Genomic DNA, 20,461 nt, shown 5'->3' on the forward strand with positions numbered 1-20,461 from the left:
CAAAGGTAAAGGCTTGCGCCCCGGTTGATTGTGGCCTCAGCGCGAGGCATGGAAATTCTGGCCCAGGGCGGCAGGTGCGGCAGCAGCACGGCCCCGGCCCGATGACATGATGACCAGCACGAGGATGGTTATCAGATATGGCGCCATCGACAAGTATTCGACCGGGATCGGCACGTTGGCGACCTGCAGATTCAACTGCAAGACAGTGATGCCGCCGAAAAGATAGGCACCGATCAACACCCGCCACGGCCGCCAAGAGGCAAACACCACGATGGCCAGCGCGATCCAACCCGCGCCTGCGGTGATGCCATCGGTCCATTGTGGCACCCGCACCAGGCTGATGTAGGCGCCGCCCAACCCCGCCATTGCGCCGCCGAACAGGATGGCGGCAATGCGGATGCGGACCACCTTGTAGCCCAGCGCATGGGCGGCATCGTGATTCTCGCCCACCGCCCGCAGGATCAGCCCCATCCGGCTGTATTTCAGCCCCCACCACACCGCGGCAATCACCGCGATCGACAGATAGACCCCCAGATTATGCTGGAACAGCACCGGCCCGACGCCCGGAATATCCGCCAGCGGCCCCATCGGCACCTTGCCAGTCGCCGGTGGCTTGATGCCGTTGAAACCCTGCCCCAGCAGGCTTGAAAGCCCCAGCCCGAAAAGCGTCAGCGCCAGCCCCGTCGCCACCTGATTGGCCAGCAGCACCTGCGTCAACAGCGCAAAGATCAGGCTCAGCCCCGCACCACCCGCAGCACCCCCCAGAAACCCCACGAACGGGCTGCCGGTCTTGACCGCCACCACAAAGCCGCAGACCGCCCCGATGATCATCATCCCCTCGACGCCAAGGTTCAGCACGCCGGATTTCTCCACCACCAGCTCGCCAATGGCTGCCAGGATGATCGGCACCGCCGCCATCATCAGACTGGCCACCAGCACCGCCGGGTTGATTGCCGAAAGGTCCATCACACCGCCTCCCGCTTGCCGAACCGCAGCCGGTAGTTGCTGAACAGATCGACCGCCAGCAGGAAGAACAGCAGCATGCCCTGAAACGCCTGGATCGCCGCCGAGGGTAGCCCCAGCATGAACTGCGCCAGCTCGCCGCCGATATAGGTCAGCGCCATCAAGAGGCCGGCCAGCAGGATGCCCACCGGGTTCAACCGGCCCAGAAACGCCACGATGATCGCGGTAAAGCCGTAGCCCGAGCCGAAGTCGATGGATATTTGCCCGGCCGGCCCTGCCACCTCAAACAACCCCGCCAACCCGGCCAGCCCGCCCGAAAGCCCCATGCACAGCAGCACCAGCCGGTCCGGGTTGACCCCGGCAAACCGCGCGGCCCGCGGTGCCTGCCCCGCCAGCCGGATGGAAAACCCCAGCATGTGCCGGTGCAGCAGCACATAGGCCGCAATGACCGCGATGAACGCCGCCACCACGCCCCAATGCATGCCAGTCCCGGCAATCAGCTCCGGGTTGGCCGCCGCCGGGTATTGCGACAGGTTGCGCGACCCCGGAAAGCCGCCGCCCTCGGGGTTGCGCAACGCTCCCAGCGCCATCGACGCCAGAATCGCCTGCGCCACATAGACCAGCAACAGGCTGACCAAAATCTCGTTGGTGGCAAAGCGCGTGCGCAGGATCGCCGGTATCATCGCCCAGGCCCAGCCGCCCAAGCCCCCCGCAATCACCATCAGCGGAAAGACATACCAGGCCTCGACCGGATAGAACGCCAGCCCCACCGCCGCGCCACAAATCGCGCCGATGATATACTGCCCTTCCGCCCCGATGTTCCAGATCCCCGCCCGGAACCCCAGCGACAGCCCCACCGCGATCAGGATCAGCGGCCCCGCCTTCACCAGCAGTTGTGGCCGCGAATAGGACGCGAACTGTTCGTTGAACAACGGATCCCAGAAGATCGTCCGTATCGCCTCGACCGGGTTCTTGCCCAGCAGCGCGAACATGATCCCGCCCGCGATCATCGTCAAAGCCACCGCCACCACCGGCGTCGCCATGGTCCAGAACCGCGAGGGCGAGGGGCGTTTCTCCAGCCTCACCATGCTTCACCTTTGCCCAAATATCCTCGGGGGGTGAATTGGCCACAGGCCAAGAGGGGGGCGGAAAGCCCCCCCGCTACTCTAAGGGCCATGATGCGCCACCTCCATGCCATGCGCGCCGCCCATCATCAGCCCGATCTCCTCGATGCTCAGCCCCTGCACGGGGCGCTGTGCCGACAGCCGCCCCTCGTTCAGCGCCGCGAAATTGTCGGCAATCTCCAGCAATTCATCCAGGTCCTGCGAAATGCACACCACCGCCGCCCCCGCCGCCGCCCGGTCCAGAATGGCCTGCCTAATCGCCGCCGCCGCCGAGGCATCCACCCCCCAGGTCGGCTGGTTGATCACGATCACCCCCGGCGACTGGCTGAGTTCGCGCCCGATCACGAATTTCTGCAAGTTCCCGCCCGAAAGCGCCCGCGCCGCCACCCCGGTGCTCGGCGTGCGCACATCGAAATCCCTGACAATGGTCTGCGCAAACCCCTTCGCCGCCGCCCAGTCGATGAAGCCGCGCCGCACCAGCCCCTGCCGCACCGCCCCCGACAGCAGCGCATTTTCCACCAGCGTCATATCCGGTGCCGCCGCATGGCCCAGCCGTTCCTCGGGTGCGGCCACCAACCCGGCACGGCGGCGTTCGTTCGGCCCCTGATCGCCGATCCCCACCCCGTCAATCTGCACCGCATCACGCGCCGTCCGCACCTCGCCCGACAGCGCCAGCAGCAACTCGTCCTGCCCATTGCCCGCCACCCCGGCAATCCCCAGCACCTCGCCGCGCCGCACCGCAAAACTGATATCTTTCAACGAGGTGCCAAAGGGAATGGGCGAATCCACCGACAGGCCCGCCACCTGCAACGCCACCGCGCCCTTGGCACCGCCACTGCGCGCCGGCGGCGTCAGCACCGCCCCCACCATCATCTCGGCCAATTCGCGCGCGGTCTTTTCCCGCGGCGTGCAGGTATCGACCACCTTGCCCCGCCGCAGGATCGTCGCCTCGTCGCACAGGCTGCGAATTTCCTCCAGCTTGTGACTGATATACAGGATCGCCGTGCCCTCGGCCGCCAGTTGCCGCAGGGTCTTGAACAGGATTTCAACCTCCTGCGGCGTCAATACCGAGGTCGGCTCGTCCATGATCAAAAGCTTCGGGCTTTGCAGCAGGCAGCGGATGATCTCGACCCGCTGCCGCTCGCCCGCCGACAGATCGCCCACCATCCGGCCCGGGTCCAGCGGCAGGCCGTATTCCGTGGATACATCGCGGATCGCCTGCGCCAGTGCGCGCAGCTTGGGCGGGTTTTCCATGCCCAGCGCGACGTTTTCCGCCACGTTCAACGCCTCGAACAGACTGAAATGCTGGAACACCATCCCCACGCCCGCCGCCCGTGCCGCCCGCGGATCGGCAGGCGCATAGGGCACGCCGCGCAACTCCATCGCGCCTGCATCGGGCTGCACCAGCCCGTAGATCATCTTGACCAGCGTCGATTTGCCCGCACCATTCTCGCCCAGCAGCGCATGCACCTCGCCCTCGCGGATGGAGAACGACACGTCGGAATTGGCCACCACGCCCGGATAGGCCTTGGTCACCCCCTGCACCGCCAGCAGCGCCGGCTTTTGCGCGTCGTTCATACCGCGATCTCCCTGCCGGTCGCCCCGGCCTTGCCAGCCTTCACAAACGCCACCGCCACGCCCAGCGCAATCGCCTGCGGATGCTTGCCCAAGCCCGGGTCGCCAATCGGACAGGCAATCCGCGCGATACTTGCCTGCGAATGACCCAAGGTTTGCAGCCGGCTGGCAAAGCGCCGGGCCTTGCTGGCCGAGCCGATCAGCCCCAGCGACGCAAAGCCATGCCTCAGCAACCGGTGACACAATTCCAGATCAAGCGCATGGCTGAAGGTCAACACCAGATGCTCTGCCGTGGCGGGCGCCCGCGCCACCAGATCGCCCGGGTCCGCCGCCGCCAGCACCGTCACGCCCTCCGGCACCACCTCGGGAAACCGCGCCACATCCACATCCACCCAGGTAATCGCCACCCCCGGCAATGGCGCCAGCACCGAAACCACCGCCCGGCCCACATGCCCGGCACCCCAGACCCAGACCTCGCGCCCCACCGATGCCACCGGTTCAACCATCCAGCCCTGCATCAGGACTGAAACCGGCACCGCCCCTTGCCTAGCCCGCGCCAGCAACCGCGCCACCGCCAGCGGCATCTCCCCCGCCGCCGCGACAGGTCGCGCCACCATCTGCAGCCCCGCCAGCCCAACCAGTTCCGCCGCGCCGTAAACCTCGGTCAGCAACGTCACCACGCCACCGCAGCATTGCCCCAGACCCGGCCCCAAAGCCTCGCGGTCCAGCCGCCGCCCACCCACGGCCAACACCTCGCGCGCCCGCCCGACAGCCTGCCATTCTAGCGCCCCGCCGCCAATGGTGCCCGACTGCCCGCCGTCCCAGACCAGCATCGAAGCCCCCACCTCGCGCGGGGCCGAGCCCTGCACCGCCGCCACCACGACGCGCGCCACCCGCCCGTGCCGCGCCACCGCCGCCTGCAAGCCGCCCAGATCAAACATGCCGCACCCGCCGCACCGCCGCCAGCACCCGCTCCGGCGTCGCCGGGGCGTCCAGACCCGGATAAACCGACCCGTCACCACAAGCCGCCACCGCATCCGACAGCGCCATCAGCACCGAGATCCCCAGCATCAGCGGCGGCTCGCCCACCGCCTTCGACCGCCCGATGGTGTCCTCGGGGTTCTTGCGCCCCCACAAGGCCACGTTGAACACCGCAGGCCGGTCCGAGCAGGCCGGGATCTTGTAGGTCGAGGGCGCATGCGTGGTCAGCTGCCCCTTGGCGTCCCACACCAGTTCCTCGGTGGTCAGCCAACCCGCGCCCTGCACATAACCGCCTTCGATCTGGCCGATGTCGATGGCGGGGTTCAGGCTGGCGCCGGTGTCATGCAGGATATCGGCGCGCAGGATGCGGCTCTCGCCGGTCAGCGTGTCGATCACCACCTCGCTGACCGCAGCACCATAGGCGAAATACAGGAACGGCCGCCCGGCGCCGCGGCTGCGGTCCCAGGTGATCTTCGGCGTGGCATAAAACCCGGTGGCCGACAGCGACACCCGCGCCAGATACGCCCAGTTCACCACCTGGGCAAAGCCGTAAACCTCGCCCGCCACCCGCACCCGCCCCCCGGCAAACCGCACGCTGGCAGCCTCGACCCCATGCTTGTCGGCAATGAACGCCGCCAACCGCCCGCGCAGCGTCTCGCACGCCGCCCGCACCGCCATGCCGTTCATGTCCGACCCCGACGACGCCGCCGTGGCCGAGGTATTGGGCACCTTGCCGGTATCGGTGGCGGCGATCCTGACCCGCGCCAGATCGACGCCGAACACCCCAGCCGCCACCTGCGCCACCTTCTGGAACAGCCCTTGCCCCATCTCGGTGCCGCCATGGTTGATGGCAATCGAGCCGTCCTGATACAGATGCACCAATGCCCCGGCCTGATTGAGATGCGTCAGCGTGAAGGAAATGCCAAACTTCACCGGCGTCAGCGCGATCCCCCGCTTCAACACCGGACTGCCCGAATTCCATTCCGCAATCGCCGCCCGCCGCGCCTGATAGGCCGCACTCTCCTCCAGTGCCGCCACCACCTCATGCCCGATGAAATCCGTCACCGGCATCAGATAGGGCGTGGTCTGCGGCTTCTTCTCTGCCGAAATATCCCCGCCGGAGGCTCCCGCCCGCACCGACCTCCCACCATAGAAATTCGCGCGCCGCACCGCCAAGGGTTCCAACCCAAGGGCAAAGGCCACATGATCCATCACCCGCTCGATCCCCAGCATCCCCTGCGGCCCGCCAAAGCCGCGGAAGGCGGTGGCGCTTTGGGTGTTGGTGCGCAGCCGGTGGCTTTCGATCCGCACTGCGGGCAGGTGATAGGCGTTGTCGGCATGCAGCATCGCCCGGTCGGCCACCGGCAAGGAAAGATCCTGCGCCCAGCCGCAGCGCACCAGATGCAGGAACTCCAGCCCCAGCACCCGACCCGTCGCATCCACCCCGGCGCGGTAGCTGATCCGCATGTCGTGGCGCTTGCCGGTGATCAGCATGTCGTCGTCGCGGTCATAGCGCATCTTGCAGGGCCGCCCGGTGGCGCGTGCCGCCAGCGCACAGGCAATCGCCAGCGCGTTGCCCTGGCTTTCCTTGCCGCCAAAACCGCCGCCCATCCGCCGCACTTCCACCCGCACGCCATGCATCGGCAGGCTCAAGGCATGCGCCACCTTGTGCTGGATCTCGCTGGGATGCTGGGTCGAGGCCAGGATCAGCATGTCGCCGTCCTCTTGCGGCACAGCGGCGGCCACCTGACCTTCCAGATAAAAATGCTCCTGCCCGCCGATTTCGATCTGGCCTTCAACCACCCGCGCCGCCCCGGCAATCGCCGCCGCGGCGTCGCCCTTCTGCCAGACCACCGGCCCGGTCTCGAACCGGCTGTTCGCCGCCAGGGCCTGATCCAGCGTCAGCAGGGCGGGCAGGGCTTGGCAGGACAACTTGCCCAGCCGGGCCGCCTTTCGCGCCGCCAGGTGACTGTCGGCCACCACCAGAAACACCGGCTGACCGGCGTAATGCACGCGGTCCACCGCCAGCAGCGGCTCGTCATGCGCCGAGGGGCTGCAATCGGGCATCACCGGGAAATCGACGGCGGAAAACACCGCCACCACGCCGGGTGCTGCCCGCACCGCCGCCAGATCAAGGCTTTCGATCACCCCGTGTGCGGTGTCCGACAGCCCGAAGGCCAGATGCAGCGCCCCTGCGGGCAGGGCGATATCGTCGATATAGCGCGCCTCGCCGGTGACGTGCAGGCGGGCGCTGTCATGCGGCAGGGCTTGGCCGAGGCTCATGGTGCCACCTCGCGCAGATCAGTGAAGTCCCCTGCAAGATCGTGGAAATACCGGATCAGCAGATTGCCCGCGGTTTGCAGCCGGTAGGCGCTGGAGGCCCGCATGTCGCTGAGCGGGGTGAAATCCTGCGCCAGCGCCGGAAGGACCGCCTGCACCGTCGTCAGGTTCCAGTCCTGCCCCAGTAGTGCTGCCTCCAACACTGCCGCGCGTTTCGGGATACCCGCCATGCCGCCGAATGCGATGCGGGCTTCGGTGACCCGACCCGCCTGCACCGTCAAATTGAACGCGCCGCAGACCGCCGAGATGTCCTGATCGAAGCGCTTGCTCAGCTTGTAACAGCGCAGCGCCGGGGCGGTGGCGGGGATGGTGATCGCCTCGACAAACTCGCCGGGGCGGCGATCCTGTTTGCGGTAGTCGAGGTAGAAATCCTGCAGCGCCATCTCGCGCCGCTTTGCCCCCTGCCGCAGATGCAGCCGCGCGCCAAGGGCAATCAGCACGGGCGGGGTGTCGGCAATCGGCGAGCCGTTGGCGATGTTGCCGCCGAGCGTGGCGGCGTTGCGCACCTGCACCGAAGCAAACCGGCGCAGGAAGGCGGCGAAGGCGGGGTGATGCTGGGGCAGGGCCGCCATCAGGTCGGTGATGCTGACGCCTGCGCCGATGCGCAGGGTATCGCCTTGGGGGGTGATCTGTTGCAGATCAGCGATGCCGGAAAGGAAGGCCACTTGCGGCAGCCCGCGCAGGCCCTTGGTCAGCCAGAGGCCGACATCGGTGGCCCCAGCGATCAGGGTGGCGTCGGGGTGGGTTTGATACCAGTCTGCCAAATCATCCGCTGTCTTGGGGTGGTAGGCGCCGGGGGGGCTGTCTGCCCCCCCGGACCCCCCCGAGGATATTTGGGCAAAGGAGAAATCAGCGGCGTGGTTTTCGGTCATCCATTCTGGGATCGGGGCGGATTCGACGGATTGGGCAGCCTTGATGATCGGGGCGTAGCCGGTGCAGCGGCAGAGGTTGCCCGAAAGCACGTCGTCATGGTCGGTGCGGCCTTGGGCATGGGCCACGGCCAGCGACACCACGATGCCCGGCGTGCAGAAGCCGCATTGCGAGCCGTGCTGGTCGATCATCGCCTGTTGAACCGGGTGCAAGGCACCGTCGGGGCCGGAGATGCCTTCGATGGTGCGCAGCGCCTTGCCGTGGATCTGGCCCAAGAGCAGGATGCAGGCGTTCAGCGCGCGGCTGCCGGTGGCGTCGCTGACCATCACCGTGCAGGCGCCGCAGTCGCCTTCGTTGCAGCCCTCCTTGCTGCCGCAAAGGCCGCGATCAACCCGCAGCCAGTCCAGCAACGGCCTTGTCGGGGCCTGATCCGACAGGCGCACCGGCGTTCCGTTCAACAGAAACGCAATCTCGGTCATCCGATTAATCCGCCGCCTTCCCTGCGTTCGGGGCCGCTGCGTGCCCGCCCGATGCGGCGTAAAACGGGCCACGCGCCCCAGTTCCTGCCCTGCATCAAGCCTTGGGGCGCTGCGGTTGGCAAGCCTAGATTGCGCCCCGCCGATGCTTTAGGGTCGGCGCATGAGCAGCCCCCGATTCATCCATCTGCGTGTGCATACCGAACATTCCCTGCTGGAAGGGGCGGTGCCGGTGCAAAAGCTGATCGGGCTGTGCGTGGCGCAATCCATGCCTGCCGTGGCAATCACCGACACCAACAACATGTTCGCGGCGCTGGAGTTTTCGACCTATGCCGCCAGCGCCGGGGTGCAGCCGATCATCGGCTGTCAGGTCAGTCTGGCGCATGATCCGGCAGGTCCCGGCGAACGGCCACGGGCGGCGGCCCCCATCGTGCTGCTGGCGCAATCGGAAGCCGGGTATCTGAACCTGATGAAGCTGAACACCTGCCTTTATATCGGCAAGGCCGGGCAGTTGCCGCAACTGACGGTGGCCGAACTGGCGGCGCACGCCCGGGGCCTGATCTGCCTGACCGGTGGCCCGGATGGCCCGTTGGGGCGGTTTCTGCAGGCCGGGCAGCGGCCCAAGGCGCAGGCCTTGCTGGAGAAGCTGGCGGCGATCTATCCCGGCAGGCTGTATATTGAGTTGCAGCGCCATCCCGGTGCGGGCGAGCAACTGCCCGAGGCCGAGCGTGCCAGCGAGCGCGGGCTGGTCGAGATGGCCTATGCCATGGGCCTGCCGCTGGTCGCCACCAACGATGTCTATTTCCCGAAAGCTGCGATGTATGAGGCGCATGACGCGCTGTTGTGCATCGCCGAGGGCGCCTATGTCGATCAGCAAGGCCCGCGCCGCCGCCTGACGCCGCAGCATTATTTCAAGACCGAGGCCGAGATGGCGACGCTGTTCGCTGACCTGCCGGAAGCCTTGGAAAACTCGGTCGAGATTGCCCGGCGCTGCGCCTTCAAGGTGGCCAAGCGCGACCCGATCCTGCCGAAATTCGCCGATGACGAGGTGGAGGAGTTGCGGCGTCAGGCGGGCGAAGGGCTGGCGGCGCGGCTGGCCATCATCCCGCATGCGGTGCCGGTGGCGGAATACGAGGCACGGCTGGCGTTCGAATTGGGCATCATCGAGAAGATGAAATTCCCCGGCTATTTCCTGATCGTGGCCGATTTCATCAAATGGGCCAAGGGGCAGGGTATTCCGGTCGGGCCGGGGCGCGGCTCGGGGGCGGGCAGTCTGGTGGCCTATGCGCTGACCATCACCGATCTGGACCCCTTGCGCTACAAGCTGCTGTTTGAACGCTTTCTGAACCCCGAGCGGGTCAGCATGCCCGACTTCGACATCGACTTCTGCATGGACCGTCGGCAAGAGGTGATCGAATACGTCCAGCAGAAATATGGCCGCGACAAGGTGGGGCAGATCATCACCTTTGGCGCGCTGCTGTCGAAGGCCGCGATCCGCGACGTGGGCCGGGTGTTGCAGATGCCTTACGGCCAGGTGGACCGGCTGTCGAAGATGATCCCGGTCGAGGGCGTCAAGCCGGTGTCGATCACCAAGGCGCTGGCCGACGAGCCGCGACTGCGCGAGGCGGCCAAGGAAGAAGTGGTTGCCCGCCTGCTGGATTACGGCCAGCAGATCGAGGGGCTGTTGCGCAACGCCTCCACGCATGCCGCCGGGGTGGTGATCGGCGACCGGCCACTGGATGAATTGGTGCCGCTGTATCAAGACCCGCGGTCGGACATGCCGGCCACCCAGTTCAACATGAAATGGGTGGAAGCCGCCGGGCTGGTGAAGTTCGACTTTCTGGGGCTGAAGACCCTGACGGTGATCCAGAACGCGCTGGAACTGCTGGCCCAGCGCGGCATCGACATCGACATCAGCCTGATCCCGCTGGACGACGCGAAAACCTACGAGCTTTACGCCAGCGCCCGGACGGTGGCGGTGTTCCAGGTGGAAAGCTCTGGCATGATGGACGCGCTGCGCCGGATGAAGCCCACCTGCATCGAGGATATCGTGGCGCTGGTCGCCCTGTATCGCCCCGGCCCGATGGAGAACATTCCGACCTATTGCGAGGTCAAGAACGGGCTGCGGCAGATCGAGTCCATCCACCCGACCATCGACCATATCCTGGCCGAAACCCAGGGCATCATCGTCTATCAGGAACAGGTGATGGAGATCGGTCAGGTGATGGCCGGATACTCCCTTGGCGGCGCCGACCTGCTGCGCCGTGCCATGGGCAAGAAGATCGCCGCCGAAATGGCCAAGGAGCGGCCCAAGTTCATTGAAGGGGCTGCCAAGACCCACGGCGTTTCCAAGGAAAAGGCCGGTGAAGTCTTTGACCTGCTGGAGAAATTCGCCAACTACGGCTTCAACAAATCGCACGCCGCCGCCTATGCCGTGGTCAGCTATCAGACCGCCTGGCTGAAGGCCAACCACCCCGTTGAATTCATGGCGGGCGTGATGAACTGCGATATCCACCTGACCGACAAGCTGGCGGTTTACAAGCGCGAGGTGGACAAGCTGGGGATCAGGACGGTGGCGCCCTGCGTCAACGCCAGTCTTGCCAGCTTCAGCGTGCGCGATGGCGCGGTGGTCTATGCGCTGGGGGCGCTGAAGAATGTCGGCGTCGAGGCGATGAAGCTGATCACCGAGGCGCGCGGGGCCAAGCCCTTTGCCAGCCTGTTCGATCTGGCCCGGCGGGTCGATCTGAAACGCATCGGCAAGCGCCCGCTGGAGATGCTGGCCCGTGCCGGGGCGTTTGACGTGCTGGACAGCAACCGCGCCCGGGTGTTCGACGCGCTGGATGCGCTGGGCAGCTATTCGGCGGCGATCCACGAGGCCCGCAACTCCAATCAGGTGTCGCTGTTCGGCGAGGCCGGGGCCGACCTGCCCGAACCCCGCCTGCCGTTCCGCGACGACTGGCTGCCGGTGGAACGGCTGTCGCAGGAGCATCAGGCGATCGGCTTCTACCTGTCGGGTCACCCGCTGGACGACTACATGGGGCCGCTGAAACGCAAGCAGGTGATGACGCTGCACGAGTTGCACCTGCGCGCCACCGAGAATAGCCCGCTGATCGCCAAGATCGCCGGTTCGGTGGCCTCGCGGCAGGAAAAGAAATCGGCCAAGGGCAACCGCTTTGCCTTTGTTTCACTGTCCGACCCGACCGGGCTTTACGAGGTCACGGTGTTCTCCGACACGCTGGAAGCGGCGCGCGGGTTTCTGGAGCCGGGGATGAACGTGGTGCTGACGGTGAAGGCCGAACTGGAAGGCGAGACGCTGAAGCTGCTGGCCAATGCGGTGCAGCCGATTGATCAGGTGGCCGCCGAGGCCGGGGGGGCCAGCTTGCGCATCCACCTGAACCGCGCCGAAGCGGCGGCCTCGGTGGCAGCCCTGTTTGCGCGGGTGGAAAACAGCCGGTCGCGCGGGCAGATCATCCTGTGCATCCCCGACCAGACCGGCCGCGAGATCGACCTGACCCTGCCTGCCGATTACCCCGTCACCCCGCAGATCAAGGGTGCCATCAAGGCGATGCCCGGCGTGGTGCTGGTGGAAGAGGTCTAGGCTTTGCTTGCAGCACGGCGGCGCGGGGCCGTCAGGCGGCGACCATCGCGCAGGTTCAGGCCCAGCAGCGTCAGGTTGGTAGCCCCCGCCAGCAACTCCAGCCCCTGCACGGCATAGAAGGCCGCATCGAACGCCCCGGCCTGCGACTTCCACGACAGGAACAGCGCCGCGGGTATCAGCACCAGCACGCCATTGGCCGCCACGAACGGCATCCGCTTGCGCTTGGCGCCGATCAGCCCGGCGCTGCGCCCCTTGGCCAGACGAAACCCGGTGGCACCGACCGCAGCCATTGCCGGGATCAGCAGCAGGAAGCCGTAGGGGATCAGGGTTTTCACCGTGACAATGGCGGATTGGGTCAGAAACAGTTCCGAAATCAGGGTCGAAAGCCAGAAGCTGGCGATGGTCAGGGCGGCAATTGCGCCCGACACCCGGTGCATGACGGACAACATCTGAGTCTCCCCATAAAGATAGCTTGCTATGTGTTATTGCATAGCCAGCTATATGATGCAAGACTGCGGCATGGACTTTGATCGTGACGCATCGACGGGCTATCTGGTCAACCTGCTGGCCCGGCTGCTGGCCAAGCAGCTGGAGGCGCGGATCAAGCCGCATGGGCTGGCGCTGGGGGCGTTTCCGGCGCTGCTGCACCTGTGGGAAAACGACGGCCTGACCCAGAAAGACCTGGTGGACCGCCTCGGGATCGAGCAGCCGACCATGGCGGCCACGCTGGCGCGGATGGAGCGCGACGGGCTGGTGACCCGGCAGAAGGACGAGGCCGACGCAAGGGTGCAGCGCGTGCGCCTGACCCCGCGCGCCCGTGCCCTGAAGCAGGTGGCGATTGCCGAGGCGGCAGAGGTGAACGCGCTGGCGCTGTCCGGGCTGGAGCCGGGCGAACAGCGGCAGTTTCTGGAGAACCTGCGCCAGGTGATCACGGCCTTGCAGCCCCCCAAGGCGTGACCGGCGCTACCGCACCACCCGCCCCGCCATCGCCCGGGCGATGCTGACACTCAGCACGATCCGCGCCACGTGATGCGCGGTGACATAGACCACGCTCATTTGCAGGCTTAATGCGATCAGGCTCATCTCGGCCAGACCACCCGGCGCGAAGGCCAGAAAGGCCGCCGCCACCGGTTGCCCGACCAGCGGCCCCACCGCCAGCGCAAAGCCTAACGCCAGCACCAGCGCCACCGCGGCATTGGCCAGCGCCAGCCGCGCCGCACGCACCAACGTGCCCGGCGGCATGCCGGCGAACCGCGCCCCCAGCACCGAGCCGATCACCACCTGCGTCGCCCCCACCGCCCAAGCTGGTGGCACCGTCTGGGTGCCTCCCGCCAGATGCAGCAGAGCCGAGGCGATGATCGGCCCGGTCATGATCGCTGCAGGCAGCCGCAACCAGCGCCCGCCCCAGAACCCGCCCACACCTGCCGCCAGCAGCATCGCCGCATCCCCCCAGCCCAACGGCACCGAGGCCCCGACCATCTTCGCGCCAGAGGCCGAGCCAACCGCATGGCCGGTCAGCGCCATGAAGGCCAGCGGCACCGCCACGATGGTCAGGATCAGCCGCAGGAACTGCAACAGCACCAGCATCTGCCCGTCGGCCCCCGCCTCTTCGCCCAGCGTCACCGATTCGATCAGGCCGCCCGGCACCGAACCGAAGAACGCCGTGCTGCGGTCGAGCCCGCCACGGCGGTAAATCCAGAAGCCGCAAAGATGCGCCGCCGGGATGTAAAGGCAAAGCGCCAGCAGGCTGGCCCACCACCCCGGTATCTGCGCCAGCACCGCAGGCGTGAACGCGCCACCGATCGCCACCCCGATCACCGGCACGAAAAAGAACCGCAGCTTTGGCGGCACCGCGACCTGTCGCCCGAACGGCCTTCGCCCCAGGGCAGCCACGCTGCCTACCGTCAGCAACGACCCCAGCATCAGCCCCAGCGGCACCGACAGAGCCCACCCCAACAGCCCACCGGCCGTGCCAATCGCCAGGGTGATGGCAAGTGCAGGCAGATCAAGGGCGGCGATGGGGAGGGCAGGGCGGCGCATCACCGCTGCAGCCAAACAGGCGGCGGTGCAGACCACAACCCCCTTGGTGCGCGCGTTGGCGGCAAGGTGGATCCGAGCTTGCAGGGAAAACCGGAAACGGGCGCCCCGGAGGGGGCGCCTTTGGTCACTTCACATCGGCGGCGGTGTCGTCGCGTTCCACCCGCGGCTCGCGCGGCGGGCGGCCGATCACGTCGCGCAATTCGTCCAGCTCGATGAAATTGTCGGCCTGACGGCGCAATTCGTCTGCGATCATCGGCGGCTGGCTGCGGATGGTGGACACCACCGACACCCGAACCCCCTGACGTTGCAGGCTTTCCACCAGCGGCCGGAAATCGCCATCCCCCGAAAACAGCACCACATGATCGACATGCGGTGCCAGTTCCATGGCGTTCACCGTCAGCTCGATGTCCATGTTGCCCTTCACCTTCCGCCGTCCCTGGCTGTCGGTGTATTCCTTGGCGGGCTTGGTCACCATCGAGAAGCCGTTGTAATGCAGCCAGTCCACCAGCGGCCGGATCGGCGAATATTCGTCATTCTCCAGCAGGGCCGTATAGTAGAAGGCGCGCAACAGCTTGCCGCGACGCATGAATTCCTGACGCAGCAGCCGGTAGTCGATGTCGAATCCCAGCGCCTTGGCGGCCGCATAAAGATTCGAGCCATCAATGAACAACGCCAGCCGGTCATCCTTGTAAAACATCTTTTTTCCCCTCAAACCTGCTTCACCGACCAAGGGTCCCGAAAGCTCGGCGCGCTTGAACGCCCGATGAAAAGCACCGTCAAATAGCAGTGGCACCAGACTACATGCAAGCCATCCCCGACGAAAGAGCCGCGTCCAGCCACGGCAACATATTACACGCACTGGTTGCGCTTGGCGCTAACCTGCCGCATGAAAATCGCCTTCCCGCTGAAATTCTTCGGGCGGCGTTGGCGCGGTTTCCAGCTGAAGGTCTTGAAATCGTAGCACAAAGCCGGTTTTATGCCACGCCATGCTTTCCGGCGGGGGCTGGGCCGGATTATGTGAACGCCTGCGTCAAGATTGCCGTAAGGGAAACAATGACGGCGGCGGCGATCCTGGGCGCGCTGCACCGAATCGAGGCGGGTTTCGGGCGGGAACGCACCGCGCGCTGGGCCGGGCGCACGCTGGATCTGGACCTGCTGGCGCTGGGCGATGCGGTTTTGCCCGATGCCGAAACCCAAAGCCAATGGCGCAATCTGGACCCCGCGGCGCAGGCCCGCGAGGTGCCGGGTGATTTGATCCTGCCGCACCCGCGCCTGCAAGACCGCGCCTTCGTGCTGGTGCCGCTGGCCGAGGTGGCACCCGACTGGCGCCATCCGCTGCTGGGCAAAACCGTGGCGCAGATGCTGGCCGCCTTGCCGCAAGCCGACCGGGATGCGGTGATTTTGCTGTGATTTGCCCCGCTGCGGCGCGGAATCGGCGCTTGTCAAGCCTGCCGTCCCGCCTTACATAGGCCGTTCCATGCCCCAAATCCGCAAATGGAGTCGCATATGGCCCGCGTGACGGTTGAAGATTGCGTTGACAAGGTTCCGAACCGGTTCGAACTGGTGATGCTGGCCGCCCACCGGGCGCGCGAGATCACCGCAGGCTCGCCGGTGACGGTTGACCGCGACAACGACAAGAACCCGGTCGTGTCCTTGCGCGAGATTGCCGACGAGACCCAGCTTGCCGACGCGCTGCGCGAGCGGATGATCGAAAGCCACCAGACCCAGATCGAGATCGACGAGCCCGAAGACGACGACATGGCGCAACTGATGAGCGGCGAGATGGATCGCCCGATGCAGGACGACATGTCGGAAGAGCGGATGCTGCGGATGCTGATGGAAGCGCAGGGCGAGAACTGAGCGCCACCGCCTGAGCGGCAGGGACCGGGAAAGACCTGCAATGATCGACGTCGAAGACCTTGTCGCCCTGGTCCACAACTACAACCCGCGCAGCAATGCCGACCTGATCCGCCGCGCCTATGCCTATGGCAAGCAGATGCACGAGGGGCAGAAACGCCACTCGGGCGATGATTATTTCACCCATCCGGTGGCGGTGGCGGCGATTCTGACCGAACAGCGGCTGGACGATGCCACCATCGTCACGGCGCTGCTGCACGACACCATCGAAGACACCAAATCCACCTATACCGAGGTTCAGCGGCTGTTTGGCGACGAGGTTGCCGAACTGGTCGATGGCGTGACCAAGCTGACCAACCTGCAACTGTCTTCCGCCGAAAGCAAGCAGGCGGAAAACTTCCGCAAGCTGTTCATGGCGATGTCGAAGGATCTGCGGGTGATCCTGGTCAAGCTGGCCGACCGGCTGCACAACATGCGCACCATCAAGAGCATGCGTGCCGAAAAGCAGGCGCAGAAGGCGCGCGAGACCATGGAGATCTTTGCGCCGCTGGCCGGGCGCATGGGCATGCAATGGATGCGCGACGAGCTGGAAGACCTGTCGTTCCGGGTGCTGAACCCCGACGCGCGCAACTCGATCATCCGCCGTTTCATCACCTTGCAGCGCGAAACCGGCGATGTGGTCCACAAGATCACCGCCGACATCCGCAACGAGCTGGAAAAGGCCAGGATCGAGGCCGATGTCTATGGCCGGGCGAAAAAGCCTTATTCGATCTGGCGCAAGATGCAGGAGAAGGATCTGGCGTTCTCCAGCCTCTCGGACATCTACGGCTTTCGGGTGATCACCGCCACCGAGACCGATTGCTACCGCGTGCTGGGGGTCATTCACCAGCGTTGGCGGGCGGTGCCGGGGCGGTTCAAGGATTATATCAGCCAGCCGAAATCGAACGGTTACCGCAGCATCCACACCACCGTTTCGGGCCGCGACGGCAAGCGGGTCGAGGTGCAGATCCGCACCCGGCAGATGCACGAGGTGGCCGAGGCCGGGGTGGCGGCGCACTGGTCCTACCGCGAGGGCGAGCGGGCGCACAACCCGTTTGCCGTTGATCCGGCGCGCTGGATTGCCGGCATCACCGAACGGCTGGACGAAGACGACCACGACGACTTCATGGAAAACGTCAAGCTGGAGATGTATACCGATCAGGTGTTCTGCTTCACGCCCAAGGGCGATGTGATCCAGATGCCGCGTGGTGCTACGCCACTGGATTACGCCTATGCCATCCACACCCGCATCGGCAATTCCTGCGTTTCCGCCAAGATCGACGGCATCCGGGTGCCGCTGTGGACCCGCCTGAAGAACGGCCAGTCGGTCGAGATCATCACCGCCGAGGGTCAGCGGCCGCAGGCGTCGTGGATCGACATCGTGACGACCGGTCGGGCCAAGGCGGCGATCCGGCGCAGCTTGCGCGAGGAAGACCGGGGCCGGTTCGTGAAACTGGGGCAGGAACTGGCGCGGGCGGCGTTTGATCATGTGGGCCGCAAGGCCACCGACAAGGCCTTGCGCACCGCCGCCAAGATGCTGGGGCTGGTGGACGAGACCGATCTGTTGGCGCAGCTTGGCTCGGCAGAACTGACCGCCCGCAAGGTGATCGAGACGCTTTACCCCGAGCTTGCCACTTCACAGGCCGCCGAGGTCGATGCCCAGCGCCCGGTGGTGGGCCTGCCGCCGACCCAGACCTACAACCGCGCCCGCTGCTGCCAGCCAGTGCCGGGTGAACGCATCGTCGGCATCACCTATCGCGGCCAGGGCGTGGTGGTGCATGCCATCGACTGCCCGGCGCTGGAGGAATTTGAAGAACAGCCGACCCGCTGGGTCGATCTGCACTGGCAGGCCGGGCGGCATGCGGCGGTGCATACCGTCAGCCTGAACCTGACGATTTCCAACGATGCCGGGGTGCTGGGCCATATCTGCACCTTGATCGGCGGCCAGAAGGCCAATATCTCTGACTTGCACTTCGTTGATCGGAAACCGGATTATTACCGGTTGCTGGTTGACGTCGATCTGCGCGATCTGGAACATCTGCACGCGGTGATGACGGCGCTTGAAGCCGAAACCGATGTGGCGCAGATTTCCCGGCAACGGGATCTGAGCAAGAAGCCCTGAGGGGCAGAGGGGCGGCACAAGTTGGTATTCAAGCGGCGCAATCCTCGGACCTGGCCGGAAGCGGCGCGCGAATTCGTCTATCCGCGCGGCGGCATCTGGCGGGCCGTGCTTTATGTGCTGCACCGGATGCGGCGGCTGCCCGACAAGCCGCACCGCATTGCGCGAGGCGTGTTTGCGGGCACCTTCGTCAACTTCCCGCCGGTTTACGGCGTGCAGATGCTGTCGGCGGCGCTGCTGGCCTGGGGGATGCGCGGCAATATCGTGGCGGCCTTGCTGTGCACCTTTCTGTCCAACCCGATCACCACGCCGTTCATCGCCACCGGCTCGCTGGAGCTGGGTCACTGGATGCTGGGGATCGAAGCGCCCTTGGATTTCCTGACGGTCTATGCCGCCTTCTCGGACGCCAGTGTGCAGTTGTGGCACAACTTCTGGGCCATGTTCAGCCGCCAGGACGCCGAGTGGGACAAGCTGATCGAGTTTTTCCACTTCATTTTCTGGCCCTATGTGATCGGCTCGATCCTGCCGGGGCTGGTGGCGGCGACCGTCGCCTATTACATCTCGTTGCCGCTGATCCACGCCTATCAGAAGATCCGCCATGTGAAGTTCCGCGAGCAGGTGGAAAAGCGTCGCCGGTTGCGGCAGGCGATGGCCGAGGCGGAATTGCGCAAGCATGCGCAGGCGCTGGCCAGCGAGGATGACGCGGCGGGAACTCCCTGACCGGGGTGCGGACACTGCAAAAGGAAGACGACGATGAGACCGATTGGCAGACTGCGGCTGGGTGTGAACATCGACCACGTGGCGACCCTGCGCAACGCCCGGGGGGCGGTCTGGCCGGAACCGCTGCGCGCGGCCCTGCTGGCCGAGGCGGCGGGGGCCGATGGTATCACCGCCCATCTGCGCGAAGACCGCCGCCATATCTCGGACGGCGATATCGAGGCGCTGATGGCGGCGCTGACGGTGCCGTTGAACTTTGAATGTGCGGCCACGGCGGAAATGCAGGCCATTGCGCTGCGGCACCGGCCGCATGCGATCTGTCTGGTGCCGGAAAAGCGCGAGGAACGCACCACCGAAGGTGGTCTGGACGTGGCGGGCGATATGGCGCGGCTGGGCGATTTCATCGCGCCCTTGCGCGAGGCGGGCATCCGGGTGTCGATGTTCATCGGCCCCGACGCGCGGCAGATCGAGGCGGCGGCCAGCATCAAGGCGGCGGTGGTCGAATTGCACACCGGGCATTATTCCGACCTGCATGCCGCGGGCCATGAGGCGGAAACCGAGGCCGAACTGGCGGCGCTGACCCGCAGTGCCGCACTGGCCCGCGCGCTGGGGCTGGAGGTGCATGCAGGCCACGGGCTGACCTATGACAACGTGGCACCGATTGCCGCGCTGCCGCAGGTGATGGAGCTGAACATCGGCCATTTCCTGATCGGCGAGGCGGTGTTCATCGGGCTGGGGGCGGCGATCGAGGACATGCGCCGCCGGATGGACCTGGCGCGCGGGAGGGGTGTGTGACGCAAAAGTTTTGCAAAACTTTTGCCAAAATCCTTCGAAGGATTTTGTCTGCCACGCTGGTGGCCGGTTTGCCGGTGCTGCCGGCCCTGGCGCAGCAGGTGGTGCCTTGCGACGACTGGCGCGCCTCGGCGCAGGGCATCGTCGAGCCTTGGGAGGCCAACAGTCGCGCCTTTGCCAAGGGCGAGATCCGGCTTGCGGCGGTGGATGCCATTGAACCGGGTGCGGGGTCGATGCACCTGCTGGTGCTGTCGCCACCCTATGACGAATTGGGCGCGCGGCAGTGCAAGCTGGTGACCTATACCGAGTCGCTGGGGTATTCCGGCATTGACCTCGCGGCGGCCAAGGCCAGCTATGATCCGGCGCAAGGGCTGACGGTGGTGATGCCGGTGCAACTTTACGACGACGCAACCGCCGGGTTCGCCCCTTACGTCCTGAGCGTCAGCATCAATCAGGCCACCGGGGGCATAAGTGCCAGCCTCGACTGACCGCAGGGGCGGCGACGCATGATCCTGGGCATCGGCTCTGATCTGGCCAATATCGACCGGATCGCCGCCACGCTGGAGCGGTTTGGCGACCGCTTTCGCACAAGGGTGTTCACGCCGCGTGAACAGGCCACCGCCGAGGCGCGGCGCGAGGTTGCCGCCACCTATGCCAAACGCTGGGCCGCCAAGGAGGCGTGCTCCAAGGCGCTGGGCACCGGCTTGCGCATGGGCATTGCCTGGAAGGACATGGCGGTTTCAAATCTGGAAACCGGCCAGCCGGTGATGCATCTGACCGGCTGGGCCGCCGAACGGCTGGCGGCGATGACCCCGCCGGGCCACAGCGCCATCGTGCATGTGACCCTGACCGACGATCACCCCTGGGCGCAGGCCTTCGTGGTGATCGAGGCGCTGCGCGACGCCGCCCCAACTTGACAGCGGCCCACGGCGCGCGCATGTAGCGCCTTCGAAACCCCCAGGAAAGCAAG

General features: G+C 66.1%; 18 protein-coding genes. 9 read left to right on the forward strand and 9 right to left on the reverse strand.

Annotation, left to right across the window (positions count from 1 at the left end; all coding sequences use genetic code 11):
* Nucleotides 1–36: 36 nt before the first annotated feature.
* The 6 genes from RSW2DRAFT_RS11220 to xdhA form a co-directional block, all read right to left on the reverse strand.
* Complete coding sequence (locus RSW2DRAFT_RS11220; protein ID WP_008031018.1) at nt 37–966, reverse strand: ABC transporter permease; 930 nt, start codon at nt 964–966, stop codon at nt 37–39.
* Nucleotides 966–2,051 (reverse strand): ABC transporter permease, encoded by a 1,086-nt coding sequence (locus tag RSW2DRAFT_RS11225; protein ID WP_008031019.1) that lies wholly within the window; start codon nt 2,049–2,051, stop codon nt 966–968. The genes RSW2DRAFT_RS11220 and RSW2DRAFT_RS11225 overlap by 1 nt, the downstream gene beginning before the upstream one ends.
* Before the next feature lie 78 nt (nt 2,052–2,129).
* Nucleotides 2,130–3,665 (reverse strand): ABC transporter ATP-binding protein, encoded by a 1,536-nt coding sequence (locus tag RSW2DRAFT_RS11230; RefSeq protein WP_008031020.1) that lies wholly within the window; start codon nt 3,663–3,665, stop codon nt 2,130–2,132.
* Nucleotides 3,662–4,603, reverse strand: coding sequence for a xanthine dehydrogenase accessory protein XdhC (xdhC, locus tag RSW2DRAFT_RS11235; protein WP_008031021.1), 942 nt, complete (start codon nt 4,601–4,603; stop codon nt 3,662–3,664). The genes RSW2DRAFT_RS11230 and xdhC overlap by 4 nt, the downstream gene beginning before the upstream one ends.
* Nucleotides 4,596–6,926 carry a xanthine dehydrogenase molybdopterin binding subunit gene (xdhB, locus tag RSW2DRAFT_RS11240; protein ID WP_008031022.1) on the reverse strand — a complete coding sequence of 777 codons (2,331 nt, stop codon included), beginning with the start codon at nt 6,924–6,926 and terminating at the stop codon, nt 4,596–4,598. Before xdhB ends, xdhC begins: the two co-directional genes overlap by 8 nt.
* Nucleotides 6,923–8,332: a xanthine dehydrogenase small subunit gene (xdhA, locus tag RSW2DRAFT_RS11245; RefSeq protein ID WP_008031023.1), complete on the reverse strand. Its 1,410-nt coding sequence runs from the start codon at nt 8,330–8,332 to the stop codon at nt 6,923–6,925. The genes xdhB and xdhA overlap by 4 nt, the downstream gene beginning before the upstream one ends.
* Before the next feature lie 160 nt (nt 8,333–8,492).
* Here xdhA and dnaE point away from each other — a divergent pair, with 160 nt between their 5' ends.
* Complete coding sequence (gene dnaE, locus RSW2DRAFT_RS11250; RefSeq protein WP_008031024.1) at nt 8,493–11,927, forward strand: DNA polymerase III subunit alpha; 3,435 nt, start codon at nt 8,493–8,495, stop codon at nt 11,925–11,927.
* On the opposite strand, the gene RSW2DRAFT_RS11255 is transcribed toward dnaE, so the two are convergent.
* Complete coding sequence (locus RSW2DRAFT_RS11255) at nt 11,924–12,376, reverse strand: hypothetical protein (protein ID WP_008031025.1); 453 nt, start codon at nt 12,374–12,376, stop codon at nt 11,924–11,926. The genes dnaE and RSW2DRAFT_RS11255 overlap by 4 nt on opposite strands.
* A gap of 70 nt (nt 12,377–12,446) precedes the next feature.
* Here RSW2DRAFT_RS11255 and RSW2DRAFT_RS11260 point away from each other — a divergent pair, with 70 nt between their 5' ends.
* Nucleotides 12,447–12,884: a MarR family winged helix-turn-helix transcriptional regulator gene (locus tag RSW2DRAFT_RS11260; RefSeq protein ID WP_040672078.1), complete on the forward strand. Its 438-nt coding sequence runs from the start codon at nt 12,447–12,449 to the stop codon at nt 12,882–12,884.
* Nucleotides 12,885–12,890: 6 nt separating this feature from the next.
* Here RSW2DRAFT_RS11260 and RSW2DRAFT_RS11265 read toward each other — a convergent pair whose 3' ends face one another.
* Both RSW2DRAFT_RS11265 and RSW2DRAFT_RS11270 read right to left on the reverse strand, forming a co-directional pair.
* Entirely contained in the window at nt 12,891–13,967 is a 1,077-nt protein-coding gene (locus RSW2DRAFT_RS11265; protein WP_040672080.1) for an AbrB family transcriptional regulator, read from the reverse strand.
* A 124-nt stretch (nt 13,968–14,091) separates the two neighbouring features.
* Complete coding sequence (locus RSW2DRAFT_RS11270) at nt 14,092–14,664, reverse strand: LabA-like NYN domain-containing protein (RefSeq protein WP_008031031.1); 573 nt, start codon at nt 14,662–14,664, stop codon at nt 14,092–14,094.
* Between the two features lie 104 nt (nt 14,665–14,768).
* On the opposite strand from RSW2DRAFT_RS11270, the gene folK reads away from it, so the two are divergent.
* The 7 genes from folK to acpS all read left to right on the forward strand — a co-directional run bounded on the left by folK (nt 14,769) and on the right by acpS (nt 20,408).
* Entirely contained in the window at nt 14,769–15,377 is a 609-nt protein-coding gene (gene folK / locus RSW2DRAFT_RS17485; protein ID WP_083800680.1) for a 2-amino-4-hydroxy-6-hydroxymethyldihydropteridine diphosphokinase, read from the forward strand.
* 96 nt (nt 15,378–15,473) lie between these two features.
* Nucleotides 15,474–15,827: a DNA-directed RNA polymerase subunit omega gene (gene rpoZ, locus RSW2DRAFT_RS11280; RefSeq protein WP_008031034.1), complete on the forward strand. Its 354-nt coding sequence runs from the start codon at nt 15,474–15,476 to the stop codon at nt 15,825–15,827.
* Nucleotides 15,828–15,867: 40 nt separating this feature from the next.
* Nucleotides 15,868–17,985 carry a RelA/SpoT family protein gene (locus RSW2DRAFT_RS11285; protein WP_008031036.1) on the forward strand — a complete coding sequence of 706 codons (2,118 nt, stop codon included), beginning with the start codon at nt 15,868–15,870 and terminating at the stop codon, nt 17,983–17,985.
* A gap of 21 nt (nt 17,986–18,006) precedes the next feature.
* Nucleotides 18,007–18,702 (forward strand): DUF2062 domain-containing protein, encoded by a 696-nt coding sequence (locus RSW2DRAFT_RS11290; RefSeq protein ID WP_008031037.1) that lies wholly within the window; start codon nt 18,007–18,009, stop codon nt 18,700–18,702.
* Nucleotides 18,703–18,735: 33 nt separating this feature from the next.
* Nucleotides 18,736–19,494 (forward strand): pyridoxine 5'-phosphate synthase, encoded by a 759-nt coding sequence (locus RSW2DRAFT_RS11295; RefSeq protein ID WP_008031040.1) that lies wholly within the window; start codon nt 18,736–18,738, stop codon nt 19,492–19,494.
* A gap of 44 nt (nt 19,495–19,538) precedes the next feature.
* Nucleotides 19,539–19,979: a hypothetical protein gene (locus RSW2DRAFT_RS11300; RefSeq protein ID WP_083800682.1), complete on the forward strand. Its 441-nt coding sequence runs from the start codon at nt 19,539–19,541 to the stop codon at nt 19,977–19,979.
* Between the two features lie 18 nt (nt 19,980–19,997).
* Nucleotides 19,998–20,408: a holo-ACP synthase gene (gene acpS, locus RSW2DRAFT_RS11305; protein ID WP_008031043.1), complete on the forward strand. Its 411-nt coding sequence runs from the start codon at nt 19,998–20,000 to the stop codon at nt 20,406–20,408.
* The last annotated feature ends 53 nt before the right edge of the window (nt 20,409–20,461 follow it).

It is taken from the genome of Rhodobacter ferrooxidans (assembly GCF_000176015.1).
GTDB lineage: Bacteria > Pseudomonadota > Alphaproteobacteria > Rhodobacterales > Rhodobacteraceae > Pseudorhodobacter_B > Pseudorhodobacter_B ferrooxidans.